The sequence below is a fragment of the Marinobacter sp. S6332 genome (assembly GCF_023016045.1).
Taxonomy (GTDB): Bacteria; Pseudomonadota; Gammaproteobacteria; order Pseudomonadales; family Oleiphilaceae; genus Marinobacter.
On record NZ_JALKAP010000014.1, the window covers coordinates 1 to 17,105 of the forward strand.

At 52.2% G+C, this 17,105-nt stretch carries 15 protein-coding genes and 2 rRNA genes; 14 read left to right on the top strand and 3 right to left on the bottom strand.

Annotation, left to right across the window (positions count from 1 at the left end):
* Positions 1-273: 273 nt before the first annotated feature.
* The 14 genes from MWU62_RS16695 to MWU62_RS16760 all read left to right on the top strand — a co-directional run bounded on the left by MWU62_RS16695 (position 274) and on the right by MWU62_RS16760 (position 14,111).
* Positions 274-3,169, top strand: a 23S ribosomal RNA gene (locus MWU62_RS16695).
* Positions 3,170-3,269: 100 nt separating this feature from the next.
* Positions 3,270-3,385: ribosomal RNA gene (gene rrf / locus MWU62_RS16700) — 5S ribosomal RNA — on the top strand.
* A 336-nt stretch (positions 3,386-3,721) separates the two neighbouring features.
* Entirely contained in the window at positions 3,722-5,272 is a 1,551-nt protein-coding gene (locus MWU62_RS16705) for a 2-isopropylmalate synthase (RefSeq protein ID WP_247115946.1), read from the top strand.
* Complete coding sequence (locus MWU62_RS16710; protein WP_247115947.1) at positions 5,273-6,079, top strand: 2-isopropylmalate synthase; 807 nt, start codon at positions 5,273-5,275, stop codon at positions 6,077-6,079.
* Positions 6,076-6,567 (top strand): ribosomal protein S18-alanine N-acetyltransferase, encoded by a 492-nt coding sequence (gene rimI, locus MWU62_RS16715; RefSeq protein ID WP_247115948.1) that lies wholly within the window; start codon positions 6,076-6,078, stop codon positions 6,565-6,567. The genes MWU62_RS16710 and rimI overlap by 4 nt, the downstream gene beginning before the upstream one ends.
* 87 nt (positions 6,568-6,654) lie before the next feature.
* Positions 6,655-8,235 carry a peptide chain release factor 3 gene (gene prfC / locus MWU62_RS16720; protein ID WP_247115949.1) on the top strand — a complete coding sequence of 527 codons (1,581 nt, stop codon included), beginning with the start codon at positions 6,655-6,657 and terminating at the stop codon, positions 8,233-8,235.
* Between the two features lie 23 nt (positions 8,236-8,258).
* The gene (locus MWU62_RS16725; RefSeq protein ID WP_247115950.1) at positions 8,259-9,032 is read left to right on the top strand and encodes a TatD family hydrolase; all 774 of its coding nucleotides are present in this window, start codon (positions 8,259-8,261) and stop codon (positions 9,030-9,032) included.
* Positions 9,033-9,244: 212 nt separating this feature from the next.
* Positions 9,245-9,673, top strand: coding sequence for a 50S ribosomal protein L13 (rplM, locus tag MWU62_RS16730; RefSeq protein WP_144780435.1), 429 nt, complete (start codon positions 9,245-9,247; stop codon positions 9,671-9,673).
* 12 nt (positions 9,674-9,685) lie between these two features.
* Positions 9,686-10,078 carry a 30S ribosomal protein S9 gene (gene rpsI, locus MWU62_RS16735; protein ID WP_070970125.1) on the top strand — a complete coding sequence of 131 codons (393 nt, stop codon included), beginning with the start codon at positions 9,686-9,688 and terminating at the stop codon, positions 10,076-10,078.
* A 243-nt stretch (positions 10,079-10,321) separates the two neighbouring features.
* Positions 10,322-10,915, top strand: coding sequence for a ubiquinol-cytochrome c reductase iron-sulfur subunit (gene petA / locus MWU62_RS16740; RefSeq protein ID WP_247115951.1), 594 nt, complete (start codon positions 10,322-10,324; stop codon positions 10,913-10,915).
* Positions 10,915-12,147 carry a cytochrome bc complex cytochrome b subunit gene (locus tag MWU62_RS16745; protein ID WP_200367745.1) on the top strand — a complete coding sequence of 411 codons (1,233 nt, stop codon included), beginning with the start codon at positions 10,915-10,917 and terminating at the stop codon, positions 12,145-12,147. The genes petA and MWU62_RS16745 overlap by 1 nt, the downstream gene beginning before the upstream one ends.
* Complete coding sequence (locus MWU62_RS16750) at positions 12,147-12,902, top strand: cytochrome c1 (protein WP_247115952.1); 756 nt, start codon at positions 12,147-12,149, stop codon at positions 12,900-12,902. Before MWU62_RS16745 ends, MWU62_RS16750 begins: the two co-directional genes overlap by 1 nt.
* A 109-nt stretch (positions 12,903-13,011) precedes the next feature.
* The gene (locus MWU62_RS16755) at positions 13,012-13,641 is read left to right on the top strand and encodes a glutathione S-transferase N-terminal domain-containing protein (RefSeq protein WP_200367743.1); all 630 of its coding nucleotides are present in this window, start codon (positions 13,012-13,014) and stop codon (positions 13,639-13,641) included.
* Between the two features lie 59 nt (positions 13,642-13,700).
* Positions 13,701-14,111 (top strand): ClpXP protease specificity-enhancing factor, encoded by a 411-nt coding sequence (locus MWU62_RS16760; protein WP_247116042.1) that lies wholly within the window; start codon positions 13,701-13,703, stop codon positions 14,109-14,111.
* 48 nt (positions 14,112-14,159) lie between these two features.
* Here MWU62_RS16760 and MWU62_RS16765 read toward each other — a convergent pair whose 3' ends face one another.
* The 3 genes from MWU62_RS16765 to MWU62_RS16775 are packed head-to-tail and all read right to left on the bottom strand — an operon-like array spanning position 14,160 to position 17,019.
* Positions 14,160-14,750: an SIS domain-containing protein gene (locus tag MWU62_RS16765; protein ID WP_247116043.1), complete on the bottom strand. Its 591-nt coding sequence runs from the start codon at positions 14,748-14,750 to the stop codon at positions 14,160-14,162.
* A gap of 6 nt (positions 14,751-14,756) precedes the next feature.
* Complete coding sequence (locus MWU62_RS16770; RefSeq protein WP_247115953.1) at positions 14,757-15,125, bottom strand: YraN family protein; 369 nt, start codon at positions 15,123-15,125, stop codon at positions 14,757-14,759.
* A gap of 28 nt (positions 15,126-15,153) precedes the next feature.
* Positions 15,154-17,019, bottom strand: coding sequence for a penicillin-binding protein activator (locus MWU62_RS16775; RefSeq protein ID WP_247115954.1), 1,866 nt, complete (start codon positions 17,017-17,019; stop codon positions 15,154-15,156).
* Between the last annotated feature and the right edge of the window lie 86 nt (positions 17,020-17,105).

The following is a 17,105-nucleotide window of genomic DNA, read 5'->3' on the forward strand; positions in this document are numbered from 1 at the left end:
TCGAAGTTCTTCTTTCTGATCACTGGGTCAGATTTGCTCTTTAACAAATTGGACGAGATAGAACACGAAGACATTTTCTCATTATCTCCGAGAAAATGTGTTCAATGTGATAGCGATTTTTTCAAGCGTTATCCGGTGTTGTCGTTGAAGTGGTTGTTTATAGCTTCAAGTGGCTTATCTCTGAGTACAAAAACAGGGTCTTTTGGTGTTTCCTTCGGGAAACGTTGAAAGCAAATGTGGGTGTGCCAGCGATCAGTTGTCTTGGGGTTATATAGTCAAGCAACTAAGCGCATACGGTGGATGCCTTGGCAGTCAGAGGCGATGAAAGACGTGGAAGCCTGCGATAAGGTTCGGGGAGCTGGCAAACAAGCTGTGATCCGGACATTTCTGAATGGGGAAACCCACCCGATTTCGGTCGGGTATCTTGCACTGAATACATAGGTGTAAGAGGCGAACCGGGGGAACTGAAACATCTAAGTACCCCGAGGAAAAGAAATCAACCGAGATTCCCTAAGTAGCGGCGAGCGAACGGGGACTAGCCCTTAAGCTAGACAACTGGTAGGAGAAGGCTCTGGAAAGTGCCGCCATAGTGGGTGATAGCCCCGTATCCGAAACCTGAGTCTAGTGAAATCGAGTAGGACGGGACACGTGGTATCCTGTCTGAATATGGGGGGACCATCCTCCAAGGCTAAATACTCCTGACTGACCGATAGTGAACCAGTACCGTGAGGGAAAGGCGAAAAGAACCCCTGTGAGGGGAGTGAAATAGATCCTGAAACCGTATGCGTACAAGCAGTCGGAGCAGACTTGTTCTGTGACGGCGTACCTTTTGTATAATGGGTCAGCGACTTATGTTCAGTGGCGAGGTTAACCGTTTAGGGGAGCCGTAGGGAAACCGAGTCTGAATAGGGCGATTTAGTCGCTGGGCATAGACCCGAAACCGGGCGATCTATCCATGAGCAGGTTGAAGGTTGAGTAACATCAACTGGAGGACCGAACCCACTGTCGTTGAAAAGCCAGGGGATGACTTGTGGATCGGAGTGAAAGGCTAATCAAGCCCGGAGATAGCTGGTTCTCCCCGAAAGCTATTTAGGTAGCGCCTCGGACGAATACCACAGGGGGTAGAGCACTGTTTCGGCTAGGGGGTCATCCCGACTTACCAACCCGATGCAAACTCCGAATACCTGTGAGTACTATCCGGGAGACACACGGTGGGTGCTAACGTCCATCGTGAAGAGGGAAACAACCCAGACCGCCAGCTAAGGTCCCAAAGTACCAGTTAAGTGGGAAACGATGTGGGAAGGCTCAGACAGCTAGGAGGTTGGCTTAGAAGCAGCCATCCTTTAAAGAAAGCGTAATAGCTCACTAGTCGAGTCGGCCTGCGCGGAAGATGTAACGGGGCTCAAACTGGTCACCGAAGCTGCGGCTGCATACTTTGTATGCGGGGTAGGGGAGCGTTCTGTAAGCCTGCGAAGGTGTGTTGAGAAGCATGCTGGAGGTATCAGAAGTGCGAATGCTGACATGAGTAACGACAATGCGGGTGAAAAACCCGCACGCCGGAAGACCAAGGGTTCCTGCGCAACGCTAATCGGCGCAGGGTGAGTCGGCCCCTAAGGCGAGACCGAAAGGTGTAGTCGATGGGAAACGGATTAATATTTCCGTACCTTGGATAGCTGCGATGGAGAGACGGAGAAGGCTAGGTGAGCCGGGCGACGGTTGTCCCGGTTTAAGCGTGTAGGGAGTGGGTTTAGGCAAATCCGGATCCACAATCCTGAGACGTGACGACGAGCACCCTTTTACGGGAGCGAAGTCATTGATGCCCTGCTTCCAGGAAAATCTTCTAAGCTTCAGGCTATTCGAGACCGTACCCCAAACCGACACAGGTGGTCAGGTAGAGAATACCAAGGCGCTTGAGAGAACTCGGGTAAAGGAACTAGGCAAAATGGTGCCGTAACTTCGGGAGAAGGCACGCTGGTGGTATGTGACGCCCTTCGCGGGTTGAGCAGAAGCCAGTCGAAGATACCAGGCCCCTGCGACTGTTTATTAAAAACACAGCACTGTGCAAACACGAAAGTGGACGTATACGGTGTGACGCCTGCCCGGTGCCGGAAGGTTAATTGATGGGGTTAGCATTCGTGCGAAGCTCTTGATCGAAGCCCCGGTAAACGGCGGCCGTAACTATAACGGTCCTAAGGTAGCGAAATTCCTTGTCGGGTAAGTTCCGACCTGCACGAATGGCGTAACGATGGGGGCGCTGTCTCTACCCGAGACTCAGTGAAATTGAAATCGCCGTGAAGATGCGGTGTATCCGCGGCTAGACGGAAAGACCCCGTGAACCTTTACTATAGCTTCACAGTGAACTTTGAACATGTTTGTGTAGGATAGCTGGGAGGCTTTGAAGCGTGAACGCCAGTTTGCGTGGAGCCAACCTTGAAATACCAGCCTGGCATGTTTGAGGTTCTAACTCTGGTCCCTTATCGGGATCGAGGACACTGTGTGGTGGGTAGTTTGACTGGGGCGGTCTCCTCCTAAAGCGTAACGGAGGAGCACAAAGGTGGGCTAAGTACGGTCGGACATCGTACGGTTAGTGTAATGGCACAAGCCCGCTTAACTGCGAGACTGACACGTCGAGCAGGTACGAAAGTAGGTCATAGTGATCCGGTGGTTCTGTATGGAAGGGCCATCGCTCAACGGATAAAAGGTACTCCGGGGATAACAGGCTGATACCGCCCAAGAGTTCACATCGACGGCGGTGTTTGGCACCTCGATGTCGGCTCATCACATCCTGGGGCTGAAGCCGGTCCCAAGGGTATGGCTGTTCGCCATTTAAAGTGGTACGCGAGCTGGGTTTAGAACGTCGTGAGACAGTTCGGTCCCTATCTGCCGTGGACGTTGGAGATTTGAGGAAAGCTGCTCCTAGTACGAGAGGACCGGAGTGGACGAACCGCTGGTGTTCCAGTTGTCTCGCCAGAGGCACTGCTGGGTAGCTATGTTCGGACAGGATAACCGCTGAAAGCATCTAAGCGGGAAGCCCCTTCCAAGATGAGATCTCCCCGGGCCCTCGAGGCCCCTAAAGAGCCGTTCAAGACCAGGACGTTGATAGGTCGGGTGTGTAAGCGCTGCGAGGCGTTGAGCTAACCGATACTAATTGCTCGTGCGGCTTGACTATATAACACCCAAGACAATTGCTTGGATAACGCTAGAACAAACGAAAAAATCAAAACACATTGAACAACCTCTATCTCGTCCCCCAGTGATCAACCGTTTTGTCTGACGACCATAGCGGCTTGGAACCACCTGATCCCATCTCGAACTCAGAAGTGAAACAAGCCTGCGCCGATGGTAGTGTGGCACTTGCCCATGTGAGAGTAGGTCATCGTCAGACTCTTAAATAAAACAGCCCCGACAGCTCTGCTGCCGGGGCTTTTTTATTTTAGATACGAGGGCATTCTGCCACTACAAAGCCCCCATGTGACCAGCGCGCCGCAGGCGTGCGCAGGACGCGGGAGCGCAGCGACGGCGGGCCGGAAGGGCCGAAGGCCGACAGGCCTGAGCAATGTAGGTCATCGTCAGACTCTTAATACCAAAAACCCCCTCCGATAACTCGGTGGGGGTTTTTTTATGCCTAGAATTTGGCGCAGCACGCAACCAATACACTGCCCCTTAAAGACCCCGGTGATATACTGTGTTTACAAAATCAAATGCGATGCGGGGTAACTCAATGTCTGGCAACGATCATCTGGTCATATTCGATACAACTCTCCGGGATGGCGAGCAAAGCCCCGGCGCGACCATGAACAAAACAGAAAAGCTCCGTATCGCGAAGGCGCTTGAGAAGCTTCGTGTGGATGTCATTGAGGCAGGGTTTGCAATCGCAAGCCAGGGTGATTTTGAGGCTGTTAAGTCTATTGCCGAGACCATAAAAGACTCAACGGTTTGCAGTCTTGCAAGAGCCTTGGACAAAGACATTGATCGAGCAGCAGAGGCGATTCGCCCAGCGGAAAGGGGGCGTATACATACATTTATCGCTACATCCCCTATTCATATGCAACACAAACTGCAAATGCAGCCTAGCGAGGTTGTTGAGCAGGCTGTTCGCGCTGTAAAGCGCGCGCGCAGCCATGTTGATGATGTTGAGTTTTCCTGTGAGGATGCCGGGCGCTCGGAGTTAGATTTTCTATGCCGAATTATCGAGGCGGCCATAGATGCAGGTGCTAACACAATCAATATTCCTGATACGGTTGGCTACGCAATTCCTGAGCAATTTGCCGAAACTATCCACCAGTTGCTTAACCGAATCCCCAACGCTGATAAGGCAATTTTCTCTGTGCACTGCCACAACGACCTTGGGCTTGCGGTTGCCAACTCGCTCGCCGCAGTAACACGAGGGGCCCGTCAGGTGGAGTGCACAATTAACGGTTTGGGTGAGAGAGCTGGCAATGCATCACTAGAAGAAATTGTGATGGCCGTTCGCACTCGTCAAGATTTGTTTAATATAGACACCCAAGTAGACGCTCGTCATATTGTTCCTGCTTCGCGCCTAGTCTCTACAATCACTGGTTTCCCAGTTCAGCCCAATAAGGCGATCGTAGGCGCAAATGCCTTTGCACATGAGTCTGGCATTCATCAGGATGGCGTGCTCAAGCACCGCGAAACTTATGAAATCATGCGTGCAGAAGATGTAGGTTGGCACACAAATAGTCTTGTACTGGGTAAGCACTCAGGCCGTAATGCTTTCCGTACCCGGCTGCTGGAGTTGGGTATACAGTTTGAGACCGAGACAGAACTCAACGAAGCGTTTACCCGTTTCAAAGCCTTGGCCGATCTGAAACATGAGATTTTCGACGAAGATCTTCAGGCGATTGCCAGTGATACTCGGCAGAAAGACGAAGAGGGGCGCTATGGCTTGGTGTGCCTACGAGTTTGCTCTGAAACAGGCGTCGTACCGAGTGCTACGCTCACGTTAACAATGGATGGAAAGGAGCACAAAGTTGAGGCCGAAGGCAGTGGTCCGGTAGATGCTACCTTTAAAGCTATAGAGTCATTGGTTGATTCTGGCTGTAACCTGCAACTTTACTCCGTAAACAACATCACCAGTGGTACTGACTCTCAGGGTGAGGTTACTGTCCGTTTAGAGCGTGGTGGGCGAATCGTAAACGGCATAGGTGCCGATACAGACATTATTATCGCTTCGGCGAAGGCCTACATTGAGGCACTTAATCTAATCAGTCGTGGCGGGATTCGGCAGCACCCGCAGGTTGCGGATGTTTAAATGATTCAGACCGAGGTCCAGCGGCAGTTTTACCTTAGTGCCGCAGGTATTCGCCTGTGGTATGCCCGCGAGCCGTTGCCGGGTGCCGCACCTAGCCCGGAGTTTCGATTCCCTGAGCTGGACGAGTCGGTGGACTCGTCAACACCAGCTCTTTTAAAGCATCATTTGCCCAAAAGGCAAACGCCCTCGCCTAGAGAAGATAAGAAGGGTGCGCAGCGGATAGCAAGCCTTCAAGCGTTAGTGGGGGGTAGTGCAACGTCCAAGCACGCAAGTTTAAAAGAACAGGCTTCTCCAGCAGTCTCAGGTGCCCCGGTCAATGTGCCGGATGACACTGGCCAAACAGGGTCAGCGGTCGAGGTGCAAGCAGCTCAGGTGCTGAACCTGAGCCTAGGAGTATTTTCTGGGGCCAATTATGTTCTTGTTGCGTATGTGTCCAAAGAAGCGAGTCTAAGGTTACAGGAAACCCTTGCGATCAACATATTGAAGAGTCTCGGGGAGGTGCAGCCAAGGCCCTTAGACTGGGTTCGCTGGCCCGTATTTAATAATCCCCTTGTGCCGGGTAATTCAGCAGCGGGTTTTGTTGCTGTACTGCGTCATGTGCTGCGTGACGCAGGCGACCGAAAGATAGTTGTTCTTGGCGGTCAGAGTCCGTTTGTTGGTGAGGCTGGTGCGGAAAATGGTTGGGTAAATAAAGCGCTCGAACGGTCACCTGATTTAACGTTCGACCACTCACTAACCGAGCTCGCTAGTAACCACGGTTTGAAGCGCTCGTTGTGGCATCAGCTTAAGCTCTTGGTTGCAAAGTGACGCACAGCGACCAAGCTTCAAGCGGGCCTCATGATGAGGGTGAGATTGTTCTCCGGCCTTTAAGGCCGGAAGAATTGCCAGGTGTGCTTGAGATAGAACGCCAAAGTTACTCCTACCCATGGTCCGAAGGCATTTTTTTAGACTGTTTCAAGTCGAGTTACCGCCTATGGGGGGCGGCTCTCGAAGGGTCGCTAGTTGGGTACGCGATTGTCTCCTATATACTTGATGAAGCACATCTCCTGAATCTTTGCGTGCACCCTCGCTCTCGCGGTCTTGGCGTAGGCAAACTACTTTTGCGGCACCTTACGACAGAGGCAAATCGTGAAGGTATGAACCAGATTCTCCTTGAGGTTCGTTTAAGTAACAAGGCTGCCAGCAAGCTTTACCGTAACCAGGGGTTCGAAGAGATAGGTCGCCGCCCGCGTTATTACCCTACGCCCTCAGGGCAAGAAGATGCGCGGGTTATGTCGTTGCTCCTGTCTCCATGAAGGTTATCGCTTGTGTTCGCGTAATCACCCCTTAGCCCTTATAATGCCAGCCTTTCCCGAACATCTGACGCAGGTTGCTCTTCGACTATGTCTCACCTTTCCCAGGAAGTGGCCAAGCGCCGCACCTTTGCCATTATTTCTCACCCGGACGCCGGTAAAACCACCATTACCGAGAAGGTCCTGTTATTCGGACATGCTCTTCAGAGAGCAGGTACGGTCAAGGGTAAGAAGTCCGGCCAGCATGCGAAGTCTGACTGGATGGAGATGGAAAAAGAGCGGGGTATATCCGTAACCACGTCTGTTATGCAGTTCCCTTATGGCGGGAAGTTGGTGAACCTGCTCGATACGCCAGGCCACGAGGATTTCTCGGAGGATACCTATCGAACCCTCACCGCTGTGGACTCTTGTTTGATGGTGATCGACAGCGCAAAGGGGGTTGAGGAGCGCACGATCAAACTGATGGAGGTTACCAGGCTCCGGGATACACCTATTATCACCTTCATGAACAAGTTGGATCGAGATACCCGTGATCCTGTTGAACTGATGGATGAAGTTGAGGACGTGCTGAAAATCGCCTGTGCGCCAATTACCTGGCCTATTGGCATGGGTAAGAGCTTTAAAGGGGTCTATCACCTTCTCCGCGACGAGGTCATTCTCTACCAGAGCGGGCATGGCCACGAGATTCAGGAGGTTCGAGTGATAAGTGGTCTGGACAACCCGGAGCTCGATACGGCAATTGGTGGATACGCCAAAGATCTGCGTGATGAAGTTGAACTGGTAAAAGGCGCTTCCCATGAATTCGATCAGGAAGCGTTTCTGGCGGGCGAACTAACGCCGGTATTTTTTGGTACAGCTTTGGGCAACTTTGGTGTGGATCACATGTTGGATGGCTTGGTGAGCTGGGCTCCAGAGCCTCAACCGCGCGAGACGGACCATCGGTTAGTGCGTCCTGACGATCAGGGTTTCTCCGGTTTCGTTTTTAAAATTCAGGCAAACATGGACCCTCAGCATCGGGACAGAGTTGCGTTTATGCGCATAGTCTCGGGTAAATATAGTCAGGGTATGAAGGCTCGCCATGTGCGGATTGCAAAGGATGTACGCTTTTCCGATGCGCTGACCTTTATGGCGGGTGATAGGGAGCAAGCTGAAGAGGCTTATGCTGGTGATATCATTGGGCTGCACAATCATGGAACTATCCAGCTGGGGGATACTTTTACCGCTGGCGAGGATATGAAGTTCAAAGGCATTCCAAACTTTGCACCGGAACTGTTCCGCCGCATTCGTCTAAAAGATCCACTCAAGGCGAAGCAGCTGCAGAAAGGGTTAATCCAGCTTTCGGAAGAGGGGGCGGTGCAGGTTTTCCGGCCGTTGCGCAATAACGATCTAATTGTCGGTGCGGTGGGTGTTCTCCAGTTTGACGTTGTGGTTAGCCGGCTTAAAACAGAATACAAAGTAGAAGCGGTTTATGAGCCTATCAACGTTGCAACCGCCCGCTGGGTCACCTGCGCGGATGATCGTAAACTGGATGAGTTTCAGCGCAAGAATAACGACAATTTGGCACTCGATGGTGGTGATCGTTTGGCTTACATCGCGCCCACAATGGTTAACTTAAATCTGGCGCAGGAGCGCTATCCAGATATCGAGTTCCATAAAACCCGGGAGCATTAATCTCTTATTGGTCGGAGGTCAGTTTGAAATTGGTGGATGCTCACTGTCACTTTGACTTTCCACGGTTCGATCGCTGTCGTGCCAGTGAGCTTGAGGCCGCCAAGCAAGTTGGCCTTGTTGGGCTGGTGATTCCCGGTGTCAAGCGCCCGGACTGGGGGCGGGTACGAGATACCGCTTTGGCGCACTCTGGTCTTTATTACTGCCTTGGAATACACCCGTGGTTCGTTAGTGAGCATTCCGCTGAAGATCTCGAATGTCTGAGCCAGACTTTACGGGCCATGCCAGAGCGTTGTGTGGGGGTGGGGGAGTGCGGGCTGGACCGCCTTCGCGGCAACATGAATGATCAATATCCTTGGTTTGAGGCCCAGATTTCGCTGGCGTCTGAGTTGGGCTTAGCTTTGGTCATTCACTCGGTAAGGGCCCACGACGAGGTTCATGCGACATTAAGGCGTCTGAACTGGAGCGGTCGAGCCTTGCTGCACGGGTTTTCTGGTAGTTTTCAACAGGCCAAGAAGTTGATTGATCAGGGGTGCTTTATCGGCGTAGGTGGTGTCATCACCCACTCCCGCGCCAGCAAGACCCGTGATGCGATTGCACGCTTGCCTCTAGAGTCCCTTGTGCTAGAAACAGATGCGCCGGACATGGCGCCGGAGGGTATTGATGCTGGCTCCAATTCGCCGCTTTATCTTCGCAGGATTCTTGATAGCCTCTGTGAGATAAGGGACGAGCCGCCTGACCAATTGGCGGGCGTATTGTTTGAAAACACGGAGCGGCTTTACGGCCAATCTCTATGGTAACGACTTAACAATAAAACAATTCGGTGCAGGGTTGGTTTTCAATATTCGTTCGAGTATACTTCGCGCCCTGGCTTTTCAAGGCGATGTCACTATCTCAGCCCCGAATAGTGTCACTGCCAACTAAATTACAGGTATAGAACCTCCTCCGGGTGTACTACACTTTCCGGTGGCGGTTTTTAACGTTTCTTTTTATAGCGTTCAAGGCGGAATCAATGAAGACTCTGAGTGCGAAACCAGAAACCGTAAAACGTGACTGGTACGTTGTAGACGCAGCCGGCAAGACGCTGGGTCGTCTGTCAACCGAAATCGCCCGTCGTCTGCGGGGCAAGCATAAGCCTGAGTACACCCCTCATGTAGACACTGGCGATTACATTGTTGTTATCAATGCGGGCCAGGTGCGGGTTACCGGCAACAAGGCATCTGACAAGATGTACTACAGTCATACCGGCTTTCCGGGTGGGATTAAGTCTATCAGCTTCGAAAAGTTGGTCGACAAAGCGCCTGAGCAAGTAATTCAGAAGTCTGTCAAAGGCATGCTTCCGAAAGGCCCGCTTGGTCGCGCCATGTTCAAGAAGCTGAAAATCTATGCCGGCGCTGAGCACCCTCATACAGCCCAGCAGCCCAAAGAACTCGACATTTAACGGAAGGCGGATATGTCTGTAGCACAAAATTACGGTACTGGTCGCCGCAAAACGTCCACGGCTCGGGTGTTTATCAAGCCGGGAAGCGGTAATATTTCTATTAACGGTCGCACTATCGAAGACTTCTTCGGTCGTGAGACTTTGCGCATGATCGTGCGTCAGCCTCTGGTTGTTGCCGAGTCTTCAGATCGCTTTGATATCAACATCACTGTTAAAGGTGGTGGTATCAGTGGTCAGGCAGGTGCAATTCGCCATGGCCTGACCCGCGCTCTGATGGATTACGACGAAACCCTGCGTCCAGCGTTGCGTAAAGCGGGTTATGTAACTCGCGATGCTCGTGAAGTTGAGCGTAAGAAAGTTGGTCTGCGTAAGGCGCGTAAGCGTCCTCAGTACTCCAAGCGTTAAGTTCCGCTGGAGCAGATCTCAGGAAAACCCGGCTATTTGGTCGGGTTTTTTTGTTTCAGGGTCAATGGTGGTCAAATTGATCTGGAGCAGAGAACTGGCTCTGGTGGCGGCTTTCCGACTTGTAAGGACATGGTAATTTCATTACCATTTGAGCGCTTATATTTTTGGATTGTGAAGTCCTTTTCGATGCACACTGTCGGCCTTCCGGCGGGCTGTGACATCGCCTGATGGGAGAAAACCATAATGAATAATGGCGACGTGAGCCAAGGTCGACGCCGGTTTCTGATCGGTGCTACGGCTGCGGTCGGTGGAGTCGGCGTCGTCGGTGCGGCAGTTCCTTTCGTGGCATCCTGGAATCCCAGTGCCAAAGCGGAAGCAGCTGGTGCGCCGGTAACCGTCAATATCAGTAAAATTGAACCGGGCCAGCAGGTCACCGTTGAATGGCGGGGCAAGCCAGTCTGGATTATCCGTCGTACAGACGAAATGGTCGACAATATAGAGAAGCTGAACGACAAGGTGAAAGACCCTCAGTCGGAAGCTCCGCAGCAGCCAACGTACATTAACGGTATCCTGCGGTCGCTTAAGCCCGAATTTGCTGTTCTGGTAGGCTTGTGTACTCATCTCGGCTGTGTCCCGTCCTATCGTCCGGAAGTGGCGCCGGCAGATCTGGGTGACGAGTGGTTGGGTGGTTTGTTCTGCCCCTGTCACGGTACCCGTTACGACATGGCTGGTAGGGTCTACAAGGCGCAACCTGCTCCTCTGAACCTGGAAGTGCCGCCTTATCGCTACGACGATGATGCGACTCTCACGATTGGTCTTGATCCGGAGGCAGAGTAATGCAGAAGCTACTTAATTGGGTAGACGAGCGTCTGCCAGTTGTTGATGCCTGGAACAAGCACCTGGCAAAGTATTACGCGCCGAAGAACTTCAACGTCTGGTATTTTTTCGGTTCTCTGGCGATGTTAGTGCTGGTAAACCAGTTGGTAACCGGTATCTGGCTGACTATGAGCTACAATCCTACGGGAGAGGGCGCGTTCGCCTCCGTTGAATACATCATGCGTGATGTTCAATGGGGCTGGCTCTTGCGCTACCTGCACTCTACAGGTGCCTCCGCGTTCTTTATTGTGGTTTACCTCCACATGTTCCGTGGCTTGATGTATGGGTCCTACCAGAAACCCCGTGAGCTGATCTGGCTGTTCGGCATGCTGATCTATCTGGTGCTGATGGCAGAAGCCTTCATGGGCTATCTGCTACCTTGGGGTCAGATGTCATACTGGGGTGCTCAGGTTATCGTGAACCTGTTTGGTGCTATCCCTGTTATCGGTGAAGATCTGTCGTTGTGGATCCGAGGTGATTACCTGATTTCCGGTATTACCCTGAATCGCTTCTTTGCGCTGCACGTAGTTGCCCTTCCAATTGTTTTGTTGGGTTTGGTTGTCCTTCACATTCTTGCTTTGCATGAAGTTGGTTCCAACAACCCGGACGGCATCGAGATCAAGAAAAACAAGGATGAAAACGGCATTCCAAAAGACGGTATTCCGTTCCACCCCTACTACTCAGTGCACGACCTTGTGGGCGTCGCTGTGTTCTTCTTTATCTTCTTTATTGTGGTGTTCTTCTTCCCGGAAATGGGCGGGCTCTTTATCGAGAAGCCAAACTTTGAGCCGGCGAATGCGTTGAAAACGCCTGCGCATATTGCGCCTGTCTGGTACTTCACGCCCTTTTACGCCATGTTGCGTGCGGTTACGGTTGATCTCTTCGGTTTGCCTGCCAAGTTCTGGGGTGTTGTGGTCATGGGTGGCGCAATTGCGATCCTGTTTGTTCTGCCTTGGTTGGACAGAAGCCCTGTTCGCTCCATCCGCTACAAAGGCTGGCTGAGCCGGATTGCACTGACGCTGTTTGCAATCAGCTTCGTTGTTCTCGGATACCTCGGCCTTGTGCCAGCCACAGAAGGACGTACTACCGTCGCGCAAGTCCTGACAGTGGTCTACTTCCTGTACTTTATTCTCATGCCGTTCTACACGCGCATGGAAAAAACCAAACCAGTACCAGAGAGGGTGACAGGATAATGAGAAAGCTGATTTTTGGTCTTTTCATCGCATTCCTGCCAGCCCTCGGTTTGGCGGCGGGTGTGGGCGTTCCGCTTGACCATATCAAGACGGATCACACAGACAAAGCCTCGCTCCAACGTGGTGCGGCTATGTTCACGAACTATTGCATGGGGTGTCACTCCATGGAATATGCTCGCTACAAGCGTGTCGCTGACGATCTTGAGATACCCGTTGATCTCTTTGAAGAAAATCTCATCTTCACCGGTGCCCAGATTGGTGAGCTGATGAAGAACTCCATGAATAAAGACATGGCGGCGGATTGGTTCGGCGCTCCGCCACCGGATCTTACGCTGGAAAGCCGTCTTCGTGGCGAGTCTTGGGTGTACTCATATCTGCGTGGCTTCTATAAAGATGACTCACGCCCTCTGGGTGTAAACAATGTGGTGTTCGACAAGGTAGGTATGCCCCATGTGTTGGTTGATCTTCAGGGTCTGTGCGCGGTCGAGCCTAATATAGGCAAGAAGGCCAGTGTTGAGCCCCTGAGCGGCAACATTAATAACAGCAGTGCGTGCCCCGAGTATGCTACTGAAGGCAGCATGACGGGCGCTGAGTTTGACCGCGCCATGTATGACTTGACTAACTTCATGTCATACATGGCAGATCCAATCAAGGTTGAGCGTGAGAGCCTCGGGATCTTTGTATTGATTTTTGTCGCTATTTTCTTTGTATTTGCCTATCTGCTCAATCGTGAGTACTGGAAGGACGTGCACTGATAAATAGGGTATAATCCCGCTCCCGGAGTTCCAGTGGGCATTAAACGGCCCGCTGGAATTTTTGCGTTTCTCGGGGCCAATTTGGTTTGTTTACTCGTGAGGTAGTTTTATGGGCGTTGTGACCAAGCGGTCATCGATGACATTTTTTTCGGATCCGACCAGCCACTATAGCCACAGAGTGCGCATTGTGTTGGCGGAGAAGGGTGTTACCGTTGATGTCGTAAATGTTGATCCGGATAATCCGCCAGCAGAGTTGGCTGACTTGAATCCGTATAACGCCCTGCCCACTTTGGTAGATCGTGATCTGGTTCTCTACGAGCCGAATATCATGATGGAATACCTTGATGAGCGCTTCCCTCACCCGCCGTTGCTGCCGGTTTATCCAGTTGCGCGCGCAAATAGCCGTCTGATGATCCATCGGATTCAGAAAGACTGGTGTGGTCTGGTTGATCAAATTCTGAGCCAGCCAAACGCCAAGGCTTCGGAAGTTGCCCGTAAAGAGTTACGCGAGAGCTTGCTAGCGACAGCGCCGCTTTTCGGTGAGATGCCATTTTTCCTTTCTGAGGAATTCACGATTGTGGATTGCTCGATTGCGCCCATTCTCTGGCGTTTGCCTTCGCTTGGTATTGAGCTGAATGACAAGCAGGCCAAGCCTCTTCAGAAGTATATGGAGAGTATTTTTGAGCGTGAGGGTTTCAAGGCGAGCCTTTCCGATCTGGAAGAAGATATCCGTAGCTAATTTGACGGATTTCCGCGTTAGGGGATAGGAGGCGAGCCGTGCCTGATAACAAGATCACTATGACATCCAGCCGCCCATATCTGGTTCGTGCATTCAATGAGTGGATATTGGATAACGACTGTACGCCATACATAGTGGTGGATGCGGGTATTCAGGGTGTTCAGGTGCCGACGGCCCATGTGGCGAATGGGCAAATCGTGCTAAATATTAGCCCTGGTGCCGTGCGTGGACTCGTTGTTGGCAATAGCGCACTGGAGTTTAGTGCTCGTTTCGGTGGCGTGCCTATGCAGGTGTTTATTCCGTTGCAGGCCGTCATGGCGATTTATGCTAAAGAAAATGGAGAGGGCATGGTTTTTGGTAGCGAGCCGGGCTCACCGGATCCTGATGGGACCAATGATCGTGAAGGCTCCGGGCATGGTGCCCAAGAGGAACGGCCTTCTGGTAGGCCTACCTTGAAAGTTGTGAAGTGACGTTTTGTGAGTAACCGTTGAAAAAAGCTGGCATCCGCCAGCTTTTTTTTATCCCCCAAATAGTTTGCTGTCCACTAGTGAGCACAGAGCATTGACCACAACCATAAGCAAAGGCGTGGCCGCTGTTGGTGATAGGTCGTTTAATGCGATTTCGTGGTCCTCTGCATGCATCAGTGATGTGATGTCAGATTTCTCCCGTGCGCTAAGCACAACCACATTCATTTCGCGGTCATGGGCGGCCTGAATGGCCTGAATAAGGTTGGCTTTGTGACCATCATCCACGATAACAAACAGTAGGTCGCCGGGTTTGCCTATGGCTTTGACCTGTCGCGAAAAGGTGTCGTTAAAGCGGTTGTCACGACAGATGGCCGAGTAGGTAGTGGCGTCAGCTCCCAAATTGATAGCGGGGAGAGCTGGCCGGTCCTGCTCAAAACGATTGAGGAATGCTGTGCAAAAATATTGGGCTATAACGTTGGCGTTACCATTAGCGCAGGTTACGATTTTTCCGTCATTGAGAAGAGCGTTCACAAAGGCGTCTGCCGCCTGCTCAATGGCCGGGCCAACGGTACTGGCTGCCTGAGCAGTGTGCTCCATATGGCTCGCAAATAGTTGGTTTATCAGGTTGCCCATGTCGTTCATCAAAATCTATGTATCCGCCTGAATTGCATTTTTAATCCACTGTACCCGGTATTTCTTAACGGTGCCTGGGCTGATCGCTACAACGTCTATCCGGCTGATGGCATTCCAAAGCTGATGTCGATGTAAATAAAAAGACGCCGCTTTTAGCAATCTCTGGCGCTTTGGGTAGGAAATGGAGCTGGCCGGATCTACAAGACTACCGTTGCCGCGATAGCGCACCTCAAAGAAAACGAGGATGTCGTGATGTAGCCCTATCAAATCGATTTCACCACCGCGATTGTAAACGTTGCGCTCTCGGATTTGTACGCCCTGAGCTTCGAGGTATCTAGCGGCAACACCTTCAAAGTGCGTACCTATGGCTTTGCGACCTTCCATGTCTCTGCATTCCTCCCTGAAGTGATGATTAGTTTGTTAGTGCCTCAGGGTTTCTTTCGTCGGGTTCGACGCCCTGAACGGCGGGCTCTGCCAATAGGTTGGGTGTTCCATTCCGGAACTGCGCCCAGAGCTGGTGTCGGTGGATGCTACCCGTTGGAGTCATGGTTAGTACTCCGGTTTGTCCATCGACCGAGGCGGTCTGGACTTGTTTGAGTAGAGGGAGGCGTTTGCTCAATTTCCATGCATCAGCCCCCATGGCAAACAGTCTGCCGAGTTGGCCACGGGTGCCCGGCAAAACGCTGCTAGCCTCGTTGCGTAATGGGTTCTTGTCGTTAAGTACCCAAGGGATATCGGTGAATATCACCTGATTGAGGTCGCGATCTCGGCCTGCATCTGGTGTGCCTTCGTAAATAATCGAAGGCGAGTACACGGGCAGGTCGCCCCCAAAATAATAGGCAAACAGAGGCTTGAATTGGCGCGCAATGGCTGGCTCGGCCACCATGATGATAGCTTCGGCGTCTTGGCGGCGACGCGGTTCGAACTCTACGTTTAGGCCAATGGTGCGCTCTACTTGAATGGCCCGATCCCGCGATACGGTAATGCCTAGCAAGTCCGCGGTGACTGCGCGCAAGTTATCTTCACGGAAGAAGCGCTCAATATCCAGAGCGACGGCTCCGTTTTCCTGCATGCGCTGTGCGAGTGCAGCCTCCACGCGGTCGCCCCATTCGCCTTGGGGAATCAATGCCAAGACCTGATTAATATCTTGCTCTGAAAGCCGGTCTGCAATTTGTCGAGCCTCGTCTTCCGCCGAAAGGCCGAACTGGTATAGGCCGTCAGGCGCGCGTTCGTTCTCCGGGAGGTAGTTGAGGCCCAGGGCGGGAACCGGTAACGTTTTCATCTTGGTGAGGCTTGCCAGAGCATCTTTTTCAAGCGGCCCTATGATCAAGTCGACATCTTCTGCGGTGAGCTCTTTGTATAGCTCGTCAAATGGTTGGCCAGATGTATCTATGATGCGAATATCGGTTTTGCTGCGATCTGCGGAATCATCTTGGTAATAGGCCGCCAGAAACCCGTCCCGAATAGCCTTGCCTGCGCTGGCCAAAGGGCCTTTTAGCGGAAGGGCGAGAGCGATTTTGTCAGGTCGGTTTTCGGCAAGGCTGGCAATGAGTTGGAGCTCTGATGGCGGTATTTGTGCGGCTGGGTGTCCGGGCCAGTTATTTTGCCACCGCCGTATTATGCGTCCTTGTTCGTCAATGCCGAGCCCAAGAACCCGAATACTCGCGGCTAGCTCAAACCAACCCTCGGTCTCGAACCCAATAGACTTTTCACTTGCGGCTGAAAGCTTCTGGTTTGGGACGGCCTTTAGGAGTGTCCAGATTTGGTCGTGAACCAGCTGTGGGTTCACAGTGCCGTCGGTCTGAGAAAGCAGCATCAATGTTATGGCAGCAGATAGCCTGTCACCGATTAGAGCATAGGTATCAGCTTGAAGATTGGCGGCCCTGTTAACGAGATCCGAGTTATAACTTGTGAAATTGTCTGGGGCTAGCTCCGCAACAATGCTGCTGGCCCATCGGCGATCTTCTAACGCTACAGCGCTCGCCATGGCGAGCAGTTGCTTTTGTGCCTGCAGCGGTGGTGCGGGTTGCGCCAGTTGAGTGCTCTGCAGTACTGTTCGGGCGGCGCGGTGTTCGCCACGGTCCTGAAATCGGCTTGCGACTTTCAATAAGTATTGCTGGGCGATTTCAGCGTTACTTTCTTTTGCTGCAAGCTCAAGGGCTTGAGAGGGTGTTTGAGCAACGTGCGAATCCAAGTCGACACTGGCACAACCAGCAAACAGTAGGGTCAGCGTAAATATACTGGCCAGAGCACGACGGGTATTAGGGTTCTTGGTCATGGCAAGCTCTATAGATTCCGAGGTTTTGGGCTTGTGGCACCGATCTGATGGTGGCAAGTTTAACAGCTCCCGGGCCAATTCACATG

Coding starts and splice junctions, on each gene's coding strand:
- MWU62_RS16710 (WP_247115947.1), top strand. CDS start 5,273: ATGATTCAGACCGAGGTCCAGCGGCAGTTTTACCTTAGTGCCGCAGGT.
- MWU62_RS16770 (WP_247115953.1), bottom strand. CDS start 15,125: ATGGAAGGTCGCAAAGCCATAGGTACGCACTTTGAAGGTGTTGCCGCT.
- MWU62_RS16775 (WP_247115954.1), bottom strand. CDS start 17,019: ATGACCAAGAACCCTAATACCCGTCGTGCTCTGGCCAGTATATTTACG.
- petA (WP_247115951.1), top strand. CDS start 10,322: ATGAATAATGGCGACGTGAGCCAAGGTCGACGCCGGTTTCTGATCGGT.
- MWU62_RS16745 (WP_200367745.1), top strand. CDS start 10,915: ATGCAGAAGCTACTTAATTGGGTAGACGAGCGTCTGCCAGTTGTTGAT.
- MWU62_RS16705 (WP_247115946.1), top strand. CDS start 3,722: ATGTCTGGCAACGATCATCTGGTCATATTCGATACAACTCTCCGGGAT.
- rpsI (WP_070970125.1), top strand. CDS start 9,686: ATGTCTGTAGCACAAAATTACGGTACTGGTCGCCGCAAAACGTCCACG.
- rplM (WP_144780435.1), top strand. CDS start 9,245: ATGAAGACTCTGAGTGCGAAACCAGAAACCGTAAAACGTGACTGGTAC.
- MWU62_RS16755 (WP_200367743.1), top strand. CDS start 13,012: ATGGGCGTTGTGACCAAGCGGTCATCGATGACATTTTTTTCGGATCCG.
- MWU62_RS16765 (WP_247116043.1), bottom strand. CDS start 14,750: ATGAACGACATGGGCAACCTGATAAACCAACTATTTGCGAGCCATATG.
- prfC (WP_247115949.1), top strand. CDS start 6,655: ATGTCTCACCTTTCCCAGGAAGTGGCCAAGCGCCGCACCTTTGCCATT.
- MWU62_RS16750 (WP_247115952.1), top strand. CDS start 12,147: ATGAGAAAGCTGATTTTTGGTCTTTTCATCGCATTCCTGCCAGCCCTC.
- MWU62_RS16760 (WP_247116042.1), top strand. CDS start 13,701: ATGACATCCAGCCGCCCATATCTGGTTCGTGCATTCAATGAGTGGATA.